This is a genomic window from Cellulosimicrobium sp. Marseille-Q4280, assembly GCF_943181405.1.
Lineage (GTDB): Bacteria > Actinomycetota > Actinomycetes > Actinomycetales > Cellulomonadaceae > Cellulosimicrobium.
In genome coordinates this window covers 211,645-224,159 of sequence record NZ_CALPBY010000004.1, presented here as the reverse complement: position 1 = coordinate 224,159, position 12,515 = coordinate 211,645, and the positions used below count along the sequence as shown (strand labels likewise).

9 protein-coding genes are annotated in these 12,515 nt (G+C 72.7%); 5 read left to right on the top strand and 4 right to left on the bottom strand.

Annotated elements, in window-relative coordinates; all coding sequences use genetic code 11:
- Positions 1–44 precede the first annotated feature (44 nt).
- Positions 45–1,523, top strand: coding sequence for an adenylosuccinate lyase (gene purB / locus NFS20_RS12365; RefSeq protein ID WP_251152085.1), 1,479 nt, complete (start codon positions 45–47; stop codon positions 1,521–1,523).
- Positions 1,524–1,676: 153 nt separating this feature from the next.
- Here purB and NFS20_RS12360 read toward each other — a convergent pair whose 3' ends face one another.
- Both NFS20_RS12360 and NFS20_RS12355 read right to left on the bottom strand, forming a co-directional pair.
- Positions 1,677–2,903, bottom strand: a complete 1,227-nt coding sequence (locus tag NFS20_RS12360; protein WP_251152084.1) for a hypothetical protein — start codon at positions 2,901–2,903, stop codon at positions 1,677–1,679.
- A complete protein-coding gene (locus NFS20_RS12355) occupies positions 2,900–3,313 on the bottom strand; it encodes a PadR family transcriptional regulator (RefSeq protein ID WP_251152083.1) in 414 nt (137 codons plus the stop codon). The genes NFS20_RS12360 and NFS20_RS12355 overlap by 4 nt, the downstream gene beginning before the upstream one ends.
- Before the next feature lie 240 nt (positions 3,314–3,553).
- Here NFS20_RS12355 and NFS20_RS12350 point away from each other — a divergent pair, with 240 nt between their 5' ends.
- Both NFS20_RS12350 and NFS20_RS12345 read left to right on the top strand, forming a co-directional pair.
- A complete protein-coding gene (locus NFS20_RS12350) occupies positions 3,554–4,915 on the top strand; it encodes a glycoside hydrolase family 6 protein (protein ID WP_251152082.1) in 1,362 nt (453 codons plus the stop codon).
- Between the two features lie 101 nt (positions 4,916–5,016).
- A complete protein-coding gene (locus NFS20_RS12345; protein ID WP_251152081.1) occupies positions 5,017–6,570 on the top strand; it encodes an arylsulfotransferase family protein in 1,554 nt (517 codons plus the stop codon).
- Positions 6,571–6,581: 11 nt separating this feature from the next.
- Here NFS20_RS12345 and NFS20_RS12340 read toward each other — a convergent pair whose 3' ends face one another.
- Positions 6,582–7,841: a hypothetical protein gene (locus NFS20_RS12340; RefSeq protein WP_251152080.1), complete on the bottom strand. Its 1,260-nt coding sequence runs from the start codon at positions 7,839–7,841 to the stop codon at positions 6,582–6,584.
- Positions 7,842–8,004: 163 nt separating this feature from the next.
- Between NFS20_RS12340 and NFS20_RS12335 the strand changes: the two genes are divergently transcribed.
- The gene (locus tag NFS20_RS12335; protein WP_251152079.1) at positions 8,005–9,663 is read left to right on the top strand and encodes a glycoside hydrolase family 10-like protein; all 1,659 of its coding nucleotides are present in this window, start codon (positions 8,005–8,007) and stop codon (positions 9,661–9,663) included.
- Between the two features lie 115 nt (positions 9,664–9,778).
- Here NFS20_RS12335 and NFS20_RS12330 read toward each other — a convergent pair whose 3' ends face one another.
- Positions 9,779–11,017 carry an SH3 domain-containing protein gene (locus NFS20_RS12330; protein WP_251152078.1) on the bottom strand — a complete coding sequence of 413 codons (1,239 nt, stop codon included), beginning with the start codon at positions 11,015–11,017 and terminating at the stop codon, positions 9,779–9,781.
- Positions 11,018–11,172: 155 nt separating this feature from the next.
- Here NFS20_RS12330 and NFS20_RS12325 point away from each other — a divergent pair, with 155 nt between their 5' ends.
- Positions 11,173–12,510 (top strand): CoA transferase, encoded by a 1,338-nt coding sequence (locus tag NFS20_RS12325; protein ID WP_251152077.1) that lies wholly within the window; start codon positions 11,173–11,175, stop codon positions 12,508–12,510.
- Positions 12,511–12,515 lie beyond the last annotated feature (5 nt).

The window sequence follows — 12,515 nt, the reverse complement described above, 5'->3', positions numbered from 1 at the left end:
GGAGGCGCGGGTCGCCGTCGGGCACGCGTGGGAGAATCAGGGGCGTGCCCGAGAACCCTGCCGCAGCCGCCCCTGCCCGCACGTCCCTCGCCGACGTCACGCCGCCGATCGCGCTCGGACCGCTCGACGGCCGCTACCGCGGCGCCGTCGCCCCGCTCGTCGACCACCTGAGCGAGGCCGCGCTCAACCGCGAGCGCGTCCACGTCGAGGTGGAGTGGCTGGTCACGCTGTGCAACGGCGTACCGGGCGTGACGGACGGCCCCGTGGTGCCGGGCGCCCCGCAGCTCTCCGACGCGGAGGTCGCGTACCTCCGCCGGATCCCCGCGACGTTCGGCGCGGACGAGGTCGCGGAGCTTGCCGCGATCGAGCGCGAGACGGTGCACGACGTCAAGGCCGTCGAGTACTTCGTCAAGCGCCGTCTGACCGCCGCCCCTGAGGCGCTCGGCGCGGACACCGTCCTGCCCGGCGTCGGGGAGCTCGTCCACTTCGCGTGCACGAGCGAGGACGTCAACAACCTGTCGTACGCGCTCATGGTGCGCGGCGCGGTCGTCGACGTCTGGCTGCCGGCCGCGACCGCGCTCGTCGACCAGCTCGCCGACATGGCGCGCGAGCTCGCGGCCGTGCCGCTGCTCTCCCGCACCCACGGCCAGCCCGCCACGCCGTCGACGCTCGGCAAGGAGCTGGCGGTCCTCGCACACCGCCTGCGCCGCCAGCTCCGCCGCATCGGCGCGGCCGAGTACCTCGGCAAGCTCAACGGCGCGACAGGCACCTACGGCGCGCACACCGTCGCCGTGCCGGGCGTCGACTGGCCCACGGTCTCGCGCGCGTTCGTCGAGGGCCTGGGGCTGACCTGGAACCCGCTCACCACGCAGATCGAGTCGCACGACTGGCAGGCCGAGCTGTACGCCGACGTCGCGCGCTTCAACCGCGTCCTCCACAACCTGTCGACGGACGTGTGGACGTACATCTCGCTCGGGTTCTTCACGCAGATCCCCGTGCCGGGCGCGACCGGCTCGTCGACCATGCCGCACAAGGTCAACCCGATCCGGTTCGAGAACGCCGAGGCGAACCTCGAGATCTCGTGCGCGCTGCTCGACACGCTCGGCGCGACGCTCGTCACCTCGCGCCTGCAGCGCGACCTCACGGACTCGACGACGCAGCGCAACATCGGCCCCGCGTTCGGCCACTCGCTGCTCGCGATCGACAACGTGCGCCGCGGCCTCAAGGCCCTCGCCGCGAACGCCGATCTCATGGCGGCGGACCTCGACGAGAACTGGGAGGTGCTCGGCGAGCCGATCCAGTCGGCGATGCGCGCGGCGTCGGTCGCGGGCGTGCCCGGCATGGAGAACCCCTACGAGCGGCTCAAGGACCTCACGCGCGGCCAGCGCGTCGACGCGGCCCGGCTCCGCGAGTTCGTCGCAGGCCTCGGCCTGCCCGACGACGTCGCGCGCCGCCTCGCCGACCTCACCCCCGCGACGTACACCGGCCTCGCCGAGCAGCTGGTCGCCGACTACCTGGCCTGACCCGGCCCGGCGCCGACCGCGGGCCCCTCGCCGAACACGACCTGAGGGTCGCTATCCGTCGGATAGCGGCCCTCAGGTCGTGTTCGGCAGCGTGCAAAGTCGTGCTCGGCAGCGGTGCCGTCGCACCGGGGGACGGTGCCCGACGCCGCAGCGTCAGACGGCGGTCGGCTCGCCGGGGCGTCGCGCGCGCGGGTCCGCGAACCCGCCCGCCGCGGCGAGCAGGGCGCGGTGCGAGGCCCGGGCGTCCTGCAGCTCGTCGAGCCGGTTGACGACCCACCGGGTGGCCGCTGTCGCGGCGAGCGAGAACCCGAGCAGCGCAAGGACGTCTCCGAGGTGGACGGGCTCTATCCAGAGGCCCTCCGACCAGAAGAACGGCTCGCGGCCGAGGAGCAGCGCGGTGGCGACTCCGGTGAGCGTGGGGACCGACTGGCGCGTGCGATCCCACAGGAGCAAGGCACAGAGCACGACGAACGTGGGGCGGAGCAGGCCCTGGAGCGTCCAGGAGACGTTTCCCACGAGGATCGAGCTCGCCCAGAGACTGTCACCGGTCGGCGCGGCGAGAGCGTGGAGGCTGACCGCGACGGCGGCCGAGCACATCGTCACGGCGACGGTGCGAAGCGTCATCACGCGCACATCCAGGCGCGCGCGGTCAGCGACGACGAGCGCGAAGGCGGCGAGAGCGACGACCCAGCCGGCGCTCACGTACCCCAGGTACACCCGCTCGGCCGAGATGAGGCCCCCGACCGCGACGGCTCCGGCGATCGTCGCGACGACGGCGAGCGCCGCCCCCGTCCTCGAGAGCCCGAGGGCGAGCGCGCCGACGCAGAGCCCCCACGCGAGCCACGCGGGGGCGAGCGGGACCGAGATCAGGGCGTTCACCCCGATCCAGAACGGTTCGTCCGCGATCCGCAGGGCCTCGTGACGACTCTCGCTGCCGAGGAACAGCATCGCGGCGGACAGCTCACGCGCGGCCTGGACCGCGAGCAGCAGCATGAGCACGACGAGCAGCAGCGCGCTCCCGTCGCGGCGCTGCCGCGCCGTCGAGCCGAGCGGGGCGAACAGCCACTCGCGGACCGCAGCACGGAGCAGGTCCCGCCGCTCTGCCGGGGACGGGCGTGCCTGGCCGGGCGCCGCGCCGTCGAGCAGGTGCCCGAGCATCTCCGCCTCGTGAGCGCGGCGGTACGTGTACGGGAAGAGACGGAGCAGGCGGCGGTAGTCCCGGACGAGGACCGGGGCGACAGGCAGGACCTCGGCGAGCGGCGGCGTCGGGCCTGATCCAGCCAATTGCCCACCAGCCGGACTCGAAGCGACCGCGCCGGGAACGGCCTGGCCCGCACCGGTCGGGCCCGGGGCGGTGCCCGCGGGATCGACGCCGCTCATGCCGGCACCGCCCCGCCGTCGGCGATGCCGGTGACGCCGCGTGCCCCAGGACGTGCGGAGGCGAGAGAGCCGGCGAGGCCCGCCGCGCGCCGTCGGGCACCGAGGCGTTCGAGCGCACGCTGCGCCTGCGCCTCGGCGCGCCGGGCCTCGGCGTCGAGGCGGTCACCACCCTCGACGGTGAGGCGGTAGTAGCGGCGCAGCCGCGAGTCGACGACCTCCTCGTGGTCGACCTCGACGAGCCCGCCTGCGACAAGTCGGTCGATCGCGCCGTAGAGCGTCCCGGCGCGCAGCGTGATGCGACCGTCGGAGCTCGACTCGACGTCTTGCGCGATGCCGTACCCGTGCAGCGGCTCGCGCGCGAGCGCGGACAGGATGAGGAACGCGGGTTCCTGGAGGGGCTTCGATGCCATGTCGGCGAGCATACCCTCGCGACAACGCTATAGCTGTTCGATGCACCGATGCCGACCACGACGTCAGGACCGGTCGAGCACGACCTGAGGGTCGTCATCCGTCACAGAGCGACCCTCAGGTCGTGTTCGGCAGCAGACGGGCTCCGCCTTCCCGGATCTGAAACGTTTCGGGACTGTGGGGGCGCGCCGCGGGTGCCTACGGTGGCGACGTCCTGACCCCGAGGCGACGGAGCCTTGATCATGAGACCCACTCTTCGCGCGACCCGCCGCGGACCCCGGACGACGACGCTCGCAGCCGTCGTCGCGACCGTCACCGCGCTCACGGCCACGGCGGCGATCGGCACCGGCCTCGCGAGCAGCGCCGCGGCCGCGCCCGGCGCGTGCGCCGTGGACTACCGCGTCACGAGCTCGTGGGGCGGCGGGTTCCAGGCCGCGGTGACGGTGACCAACCTCGGCCCCGCGCGCTCCGGGTGGGAGCTCGCGTGGGACGTCCCCGCCGGCGAAGGGATCAGCCAGCTCTGGAACGGCGCGCTCGCGCGTGACGGCGCCCACGTCAGGGTGGGTGACGTGGGCTGGAACGGGCAGCTCGCCACGGGCGGCAGCGCGTCCTTCGGCTTCGTGGGCACGGCCGTGTCGGCCCCGGTCGTGCCCACGGACTTCACGCTCGACGGCGTCGTGTGCGGCGACGGCGGCCCGCCGCCCGACCCCGATCCCGATCCCGACCCCACCGAGGAACCGACCGAGGAACCGACCGAGCAGCCGGGCGACGTGACGTTCCACGTCGACGAGACGTCCCAGGCCTGGGAGGCGTGGCAGTCCGCGTCGGGTACCGACAAGGCCCTGCTCGCGAAGATCGCGCTCACGCCGCAGTCGTCGTGGGTCACGGACCCCGACGCGCAGGTGTCGCGCGCGAAGGTCGCGGCGTTCACCGGGGCGGCCGCCGCCGAGGGCGCGACGCCGCTGCTCACGATCTACGCGATCCCCGGCCGCGACTGCGGCTCGCACTCGGGCGGCGGCACCGCCGAGGCGGCGTACCGGAGCTGGGTCCAGACCGTGGCGTCGGGCATCGTCGGCGAGCCGTGGGTGGTCCTCGAGCCGGACGCGCTCGCCCAGCTCGGCGACTGCTCCGGACAGGGCGACCGGGTCGGGATGCTGCGCGACGCCGCCCGGATCCTCACCGACGCGGGCGCCCGGGTCTACGTCGACGCCGGCCACTCGGCCTGGCTCAGCGCGTCGGAGACCGCGGCACGCCTGCGGCAGGTCGGCCTCGACGACGCGGTCGGGTTCGCGCTCAACACGTCGAACTACCGCACGACGGCCGAGTCCCGGGCGTACGGCGAGCAGGTCTCGGCGCTGCTCGGGGGCGCGCCGTTCGTCGTCGACACGTCGCGCAACGGCAACGGGTCCAACGGCGAGTGGTGCAACCCGCGCGGTCGGGCGCTCGGCGAGCGGCCGACCGCGGTCGACGACGCGACGCACCTCGACGCGCTCCTGTGGGTCAAGCTCCCCGGCGAGAGCGACGGGTCGTGCAACGGCGGCCCGCCCGCCGGGCAGTGGTGGCAGGACGTCGCGCTCGAGCTCGCGCGCAACGCGGCCTGGTAGCGCTCCTCCGGTCGGGCCGGCTCGCCGAGCAGGCCGGCCCGACCTGACCGCACAGGACCGGCTGCCTGGCGACTCACAGGTCGGTGCGCGACGCTCGGAGGATGCACCGCAGGACCCGCCACCTCGTCACCCTGACCGCCACCGTCGCCGCGACGGCTCTCGTCGCGAGCGCCTGCACCGGCCCCGAGGAGGGCCGCGACCCGTCCCCTCCGCCGTCCGTCCCGACGGCGGAGGAGTCGGCCGCCCAGGAGGCACGGCCCGCGGCGCACCGCTTCCGCTCGACCGAGCTCGTCGCGCCCGTGCTCCCGGTGACGCGCGGCCCGGCGGCACCGGCCGAGGACGACGACGCCCTGTACGTCCTCGGGCCGAAGAAGAGCGAGGCGCCGAAGAAGGGGCCGCTGTTCGTCGACGCCCAGGGCGAGCCGGTGTGGATCGCCCCCGACGACACCGCCGCGTACGACGTCCGGGTCCAGGAGCTCGACGGCAAGCCGGTCATCACGTACTACGTCGGGCAGTCGGACTTCGTCGGGCACGGGTTCGGCGACATCGTGGTCCTCGACACGTCGTACACGGAGATCGCGCGCGTGACGACGGGCGGCGACGTCGGGCCCGGTAACGCGGACATGCACGACGCGACGATCACGCCCGACGGCACGATGCTCCTGCTCGCCTACGTCGCCGAGCCCACGGACCTCACCCCGGTGGGCGGCGACGAGGACGGCTGGGCGTGGGAGAACGTCGTGCAGGAGGTCGACGTCGAGAGCGGCGAGGTGCTGTTCGAGTGGCGCGCTTCCGACCACGTCGAGATGACCGACACCAAGGCCGCTCCCGACGCCGACCCGGACGCCCCCAAGGGCTCCGAGGACGACCCGTTCGACTGGTTCCACGTCAACAGCGCCACGCTCACCCCGGACGGCGACCTCCTGCTCTCGGCGCGCAACACGCACGCCGTCTACCGGGTCGACCGCGAGTCCGGGGACGTCGAGTGGGTCCTCGGCGGCACGTCGAGCGACTTCGCGATGGAGGGCGCCGACGACGGGACGGGCGCGCAGTTCGCGTGGCAGCACGACGCGCAGCTGCACGACGACGGCACCCTCACGCTGTTCGACAACCAGGCGAACCCGCCGGTCGGCGAGCGCTCGCGCGGCCTGCGGCTCGACGTCGACACCGACGCGATGACGGCGACGGTCGCGCAGGAGTGGCTGCCCTCCGACCCGGAGATGCTCGCCGGGAGCCAGGGCAACCTCCAGGTGCTCGCGGACGGGAACGTCGTGATCGGGTGGGGCGACGCGCAGCTCACGAGCGAGTACACGACGGACGGCACGCTCGTGCGCGAGATGCCGCTCGAAGCGGGCGAGTCGTACCGCTCGTACCGGTTCGACGACTGGGTGGGCTCGCCCGCCGAGCCGCCGGCCGTGGTCGTCGAGGGCGGGACCGCGTACGCGAGCTGGAACGGCGCGACGGAGGTCGCCTCGTGGCGCCTCGTCGCCGGGTCCTCCGCGGAGGACGCCGCGACGGTCGCCGAGGCGCCGCGCGACGGCTTCGAGACGGCGCTCGCCCCCGTGCCCGACGGCGCGGCGTACGTCGCGGTCGAGGCGCTCGCACCCGACGGCACCCTACTGAGCGCAACTACTTTCGAAAGTGAAACGCCCTAGTTTCCTGCAGACTACGACTCTTGGTTGTGCGTACCCCAGCGGAGCCAGTATGCAAAATAGGGGTCCGAGATATGGAGCGTCGCCAGTTCGTTATCGTAGTCGACTACCGGCTCTCCCTCGATTTGCTCCTTGGCAATCTTCGCCATTTCTTCAAGCACGCGCGTCACTTCGTGCCGCTGGGGCGCATCTTCTGCCAGCACTTCTCGCAAAGAACCCCGTAGTTGCTCGTATGTGAGCGCGGTGAGAGGCCCGGTCTTAGCAATCGCTCGCAGGACAGCGCCATAGATGTCCGTCTCGCCGCCCGCCGCGAGTGTCCGCGCCTTTCGATCTGAGCGTTGGCGAGGGCCGCGAGCCAGCAGGTCGAATGCCGCCTTCGACGTATCCGGCGCCAGCCGGGCGAAGAAGTCGTCCCAGTCGGGCGCCTCGAGCACCGCCATGCCATCGGATGTCTCGGTCACGCCGTTCAGCTTGCACAACTCACGACAGAACTCCTGCATCAGGTGTGGGCTTTGGAAGGCCTCATCGACCAGTCGAGAAATCAGACCATTCTCATCCGACACGTTGAGTGCGTCGAACCCGCGATCAGCAATCTCCCGGAGATCCCCGTCGTCCCAGAAACCGACCTCCAATTGCGCTACACGGCCTGTCATCTCCTTTTCGACCCGCACGACGTCATACGCGCGATGGGGAACTGCGACAACGATCAGCGCCAGCCCGTCGAAAACGAGGTCTTTCATGCCGCGGATAATTTCGAGCTGTACGCCTTGCGGAACGTAGTGGAAGTCGTCGATCACGATCGCAACTTCCCACGGATCTGCGCGAATTCGCTCTCTCGCCACATTTCGAGCACTGCGAGACCTACCCCACACTTGCCCCTTTGAACGCGTGGTCGCGTCCGAACCCGTGACATCTGCCTTCACCACGGCAGCGTCCAAGCTGGCACCGCCCGCTATGGTCTCCGTGTGGCTCAGGTCGCCGGAAGTGGTGAGTTCAGTATATAAACCAAGCTCGTCAGCCAGCCCATCCCAGAAATCTTGCACCGACGAAATCGTGCCGCCCGAGAGCCAGATTGCTGATTCGATACGGCTTCGAAGCAACACGGTCTTCCCGGTCTTCGTCGGGCCGGAGATGGACAACACCTTGCCGCGCTCGCCAAGGAACTCATCGATGCGCTTCTCGAGATTCAATTCCTCACGAGGAACATATGTAATCGTGGGCTTTCCACCTGGCACGAACACTCGACCCACCGACAAGACAGGCTTTGTAGTCACGACCGGAGGATACAGGACCAGGCAGCACCCAGGCGCTCCCCCAGCGCAAAGTACCCCTTCCCCGCAAGTTCCCCACAAGCAGCGGCCGGTAGAAGTCTTCACAGTTGCGCATCACTGTGAAAGTATCTTCCATACACCATGATCGACCCGGAGGAGCACAGCAATGACGCTCGAAGCCCCCACCCCGTCCTCGCCCGGACCCGGACACCTGTCGGGAGCAGGAGCCCCCGGTGTCGGCCGCCGCCAGTTCCTCACGCTCGCCACCGCCGGCGTCGCGGCCAGCACGCTCACCGTGACGGTCGGCTCCCTCGCCCCGGCCGCCGCGCTCACCGCACCCGCCGGCACGGCCCGCGCCGCGGCGTCGGGCATCCCCGCCCCGCGCAAGCGCGAGCTGCGCGCGATGTGGATCTCGAGCGTCGTGAACATCGACTGGCCGTCCGCGGCCGGGCTCTCCGCGGAGCAGCAGAGAGCCGAGTTCCTGCACTGGCTCGACGTCGCGCGCGACTTCCGCCTCAACGCCGTGTTCGTCCAGGTGCGCCCCACCGCCGACGCGTTCTGGCCGAGCCCGCACGAGCCGTGGTCGCAGTACCTCACGGGCACGCAGGGCCAGGACCCCGGCTACGACCCGCTCGCGTTCGTCGTCGAGGAGTGCCACCGGCGCAACCTCGAGATCCACGCCTGGTACAACCCGTACCGCGTCTCCATGCAGGCCGACCTGTCCCAGCTCGTGCCCGAGCACCCGGCGCGGCAGCACCCGGAGTGGGTCTGGGCCTACGGCGGCAAGCTGTACTTCGACCCGGGCCTGCCCGAGGCCCAGGAGCACATCAAGACCGCGATCCTGCACAGCGTCGAGAACTACGACATCGACGGCGTCCACTTCGACGACTACTTCTACCCGTACGCCGTCGCGGGCCAGACCATCCCCGACGCCGCGACCTTCGCGACGCACGGCAGCGGGTTCGACCGCGTCGAGGACTGGCGCCGGCACAACGTCGACGAGTTCGTCCGCAGCATCTCCGAGCGCATCAAGCAGACCAAGCCGTGGGTCAAGTTCGGCATCAGCCCGTTCGGCATCTGGCGCAACGCGTCGACCGACCCGCGCGGTTCCGAGACGGGCGGGTCGCAGTCCTACGACATGCAGTTCGCCGACACGCGCAAGTGGGTCCTCGAGGGCTGGCTCGACTACATCAACCCGCAGATCTACTGGCAGCTCGGCCTCGCCGTCGCCGACTACGCGAAGCTCGTCCCATGGTGGGCCGAGGTCGCCGCGCAGTCCGGGACGCAGCTCTACGTCGGCGAGGCGCTGTACAAGGTGACGTCGGGCGTGTTCACGGACCCGGCCGAGCTGTCGAACCACCTGACGTTCTGCCAGGAGCAGGAGCACCCCGTGCTGGGCAACGTCTGGTTCTCCGCCAAGCACGTCCCGGCGGATCCGCAGGGCTCGATGACGCGCGTGCGCGACGACCACTACCGCCACCCCGCGCTCGTCCCGGCGATGCCGCACCTGCCCGGGACCCGCGTGCGCGTTCCCGTGCTCACGACCGCGCGGTGGGCGGCCGACGGCGTCCGTCTCCACTGGAACGACGCGGGGCCGCGCCGGACGGCGGCGACGTCGTTCGCCGTCTATCGTGTCGAGGGCGACGCGCGCGCGATCGACGTGGAGGACCCCGTCAACCTGGTGGCGACCGTCCGCAGCAGCGGGCACGTCGTCCAGGACTGGACCGACGGCACGGCCGTCGCGGGGACGACGTACACGTACGCGGTGACCGCGCTCGACCGCCTGTGGAACGAGTCCCGGCCGAGCCGCGTCCGCTCGGTCTGACGAGCTCCGCCCCCGGCCCGCCGGGGGCGGTTCCTCCTCGCCGGAACTGGGGCCGCGCGAGGAGGGCCTCCGACGGCGCGTGGTCGCTGGGTGCACCACGCGCCGTCGGGCAGGGTCAGCGCGGCTTCGTCGCGGACAGGTACGCCGTCGAGACGTAACCCGTCCGCGTTCCCACCGTGACCTTGAGCCAGCCCTTCGAGGCCGTCCCCGCGTGCTTGATCGCCGTCCCCCGGGCGAGCTTCGCGACGACGGCCGAGGACGTCGTCGGCGCGGCCCGCAGGTTGAGCACCGACGCCGTCACGTACGACGTCGCCGCCTTCGGGGGCGCGGGCTTCGGCGCGCTCGCCGTCGGGGCGGTCGTCGTCGTGTACTGCGCCGAGACCCAGCCGGTCCGGCCCGCGGTCGTGACCTTGAGCCAGCTCCCGGACGTCGACAGCACGGAGAGCTTCGCCCCCTTCGCAAGCCGCGCGAGGACCGCGGAGGAGGTCGTCGCCTGCGCCCGCAGGTTGAGCGAGGTCGCCGTGACGTACCGCGTCGCAGCGGGTCGCGACACGGGGGCGGCGGTCGCCGCGGGCTTGTTCGGGCCGACGTACGCCGCCGAGACCCAGCCCGTGCGCGAGCCGTACGTGACCCTGCGCCAGGAGCCTGAGCCGTCACCGGGCTTGGCGACCACCTTCGCCGACCGCGGCACCACGGCGAGGACCGCGGCCGACCCGCTCGCCGCGGCCCGGAGGTTGACGTTCGCGTTCGCGTAGTACGTGCACGACGACGGCGTCGTGCGGGTCGCGACGCGCGTCGCGCTCTTCGCGAGGTCGATCCCCCGGGCCTGCAGGAAGGGCAGCGGGTCGGCGTGCGTCGCGCCCGACCCGTAGGTCCCGTTCCACACCTCGAGGTGCAGGTGCGGCGAGGTCGACGTGCCCGTCGACCCGACGTCCGCGATCCGCTGGCCGGCGGCGACCTTCTGCCCGGCGCGCACGTACCGGTCGCCGTCGATCACGTGGCCGTAGACCGTCGACACCGGCTTCCCGGCGATCGTGTGCTTGACGACCACCCACTGCCCGAACCCGCTCACGGCACCGGCCTTGAGCACGGTCCCGGCGGCGACCGCGTTGATCCGCGTGCCCGACGCCGCCCCCATGTCCTGTCCCAGGTGCCACGTCGAGGCGTTCGCGACCGGCATGCACCGCGGCCCGTAGTACGACGACAGCGAGTACGTCCGCGCGCCCAGCGGCGACACCACCGAGCTCGCGGCGCTCGCCGCCGGCGCCACGAGGAGCGAGCCGAGCCCTGTCGCGAGCGCGACAGCCATCGCGATCCGCGCCCTGCCGCCCCAGCCCCTGACGATCCTTCCCATACCTGCCCCCTGCTGAGAAATCATGACCATCCCGGCGTGTCGGATTGACACCCTCTGCAGCACGGTACGTTCGCGGGGGTGGGAGCACCACGTGGACGGCTGTCCAGGCCCCCTACCCGGGTGCCGCGGCGGGAGGCCTGTCATACGGTCGTCCCGTGGACGGGACGGCGTCGTCGGGCGCGCACGGGTTCCTCGCTGCCACGCTGCCCGTGCTCGCGCTCGCCGTGGGCTCGGTCCGCGCCGTGGGCGACGCCGTCGCGCGAGCAACCGGCGCAGCTCCGAGCGCGCCACCCGACCCGGAGCGCGTCGCCGCGGCGTTCACCAGCGACCGCCTGCTGCGGGTGGACGGGGCACCGGTCGACGGGTTCGCCCCGATGTCCGGCTTCTTCCGAGCGTCCGACGGCTGGGTACGCACGCACGCCAACTACCCCCACCACCGGGAGCGACTGCTCCACCTCCTCGGGCTGCCCGACGACGCGGCGCGCGACGCGCTGATCGACCGCGTCGGGCGGTGGTCAGCGCAGGACGTGGAGGTCGCCGCCGGGGACGCCGGTGCCGTCGCGGCACGCGTGCGCACGGAGGCGGAGTGGGGCGCGTGCGCGGGCCGCGGTGCGGGCTCCGCGGTGCCCGTGCGGACGGAGGTCCGGGACGACGTCGGGCCGGGCCGCGCGCTCGGGCGCGGACCCCGCCCGCTGGCCGGCGTCCGCGTGCTCGACCTGACGCGCGTGATCGCGGGACCGGTCGCGACGCGCACGCTCGCGCTGCTCGGCGCCGACGTGCTGCGCGTGGACCCCCGGGGGCTGCCGGAGATCGGCTGGCAGCACCTCGACAGCGGGCAGGGCAAGCGGTCGACGCTGCTCGACCTCCGCGACGCCGGCGACCTCGCGCGCGCCCAGGAGCTGCTCGACGGCGCGGACGTGCTCGTCACGGGCTACCGGCCGGGCGCGGTCGAGGCGCTCGGGCTCCGGCTCCCCGACGGAGCAGTCCGGGCCCGGGTCGCGGCGTGGGACGACGGTCCGTGGTCCGGGCGGAGGGGGTTCGACTCGATCGTCCAGGCCGCGAGCGGGATCGCGCTCGTCGAGGGCTCGCGCGACGGCACGGCCGGCCCGCCCGCCGACGCGGCGCCGGACGGTGTGTCGCCGGGCGCGCTCCCGGCCCAGGCGCTCGACCACGCGACCGGGTACCTCGTCGCGGCGGCCGTCGTCGACGCCCTCGCCGACCGGGCTGCGGACGGGCACGGCCGCGACGTCGACGGCGTGCTGGCCCGCACCGCGACGGCGCTGCTCGCGGCGCCCGGGCGCGACCCCGGGCACGGCGCGGCGCGGACGCCCGGGGCGCGGTGCGTCGTCGGGCACCGGGTGCCGCTGGACGGCCGAGAGGTCGAGCTGGTCACCGCGCGCCCCGCGCCCGGCGCGATCGGTGGCGAGCGGGTCGACGACTACCCGGCACCGGCGCACGCGTGGGGGTCGGACCCACCGCGCTGGAGCGCGTGAGAGTC

Coding starts and splice junctions, on each gene's coding strand:
- NFS20_RS12360 (WP_251152084.1), bottom strand. CDS start 2,903: ATGAGCGGCGTCGATCCCGCGGGCACCGCCCCGGGCCCGACCGGTGCG.
- NFS20_RS12355 (WP_251152083.1), bottom strand. CDS start 3,313: ATGGCATCGAAGCCCCTCCAGGAACCCGCGTTCCTCATCCTGTCCGCG.
- NFS20_RS12350 (WP_251152082.1), top strand. CDS start 3,554: ATGAGACCCACTCTTCGCGCGACCCGCCGCGGACCCCGGACGACGACG.
- NFS20_RS12345 (WP_251152081.1), top strand. CDS start 5,017: ATGCACCGCAGGACCCGCCACCTCGTCACCCTGACCGCCACCGTCGCC.
- NFS20_RS12335 (WP_251152079.1), top strand. CDS start 8,005: ATGACGCTCGAAGCCCCCACCCCGTCCTCGCCCGGACCCGGACACCTG.
- NFS20_RS12330 (WP_251152078.1), bottom strand. CDS start 11,017: ATGGGAAGGATCGTCAGGGGCTGGGGCGGCAGGGCGCGGATCGCGATG.